We start from the raw sequence: 510 nt of genomic DNA on the forward strand, positions 1-510 counted from the left end.
GCTCAATGCCGTCGACGCCAAGGCGATCGCGCCGGCGGTGAAGAAGGCACAGGCTGCGGGTATCGTCGTTGCCGCCTTCGACGTTTCGGCGCCGGGCGCCGACGTCACCGTGATGACCAACAACGTCAAGGCCGGCGAAGAGGCCTGCCAGTACCTGGTCGACCACACCGGCGGCAAGGGCGACTACGTCATCCTCAACGGACCGGCATCGTCCTCGATCCTGGAGCGGGTGAAGGGCTGCAAGAACGTGCTGGCGCAGCATCCCGACATCAAGATCCTCTCCGACGACCAGAATGCCGAAGGCTCGCGCGACGGCGGCCTGAAGGTGTTCCAGTCGCTGCTCACCCGCTTCGACAAGATCGATGCGGTGTTTGCCATTAATGACCCGACGGCGATCGGCGCCCAGCTTGCGGCCAAGCAGCTCAACCGTTCGGAATTCATCTTCACCGCCGTCGACGGCGCGCCCGATATCGAGAAGGAACTCTCCTCCGGCACCTCGATGATCAAGGC

General features: G+C 63.9%; 1 protein-coding gene. It reads left to right on the top strand.

Annotated features, from left to right (window positions below):
* Window positions 1-510: substrate-binding domain-containing protein (locus tag EOC06_RS43610; protein WP_245470100.1), on the top strand; the 510-nt coding region annotated here is incomplete at both ends.

Origin of the sequence: Mesorhizobium sp. M7A.F.Ca.MR.362.00.0.0 (assembly GCF_004023175.1) — a bacterium.
Classification (GTDB): domain Bacteria; phylum Pseudomonadota; class Alphaproteobacteria; order Rhizobiales; family Rhizobiaceae; genus Mesorhizobium.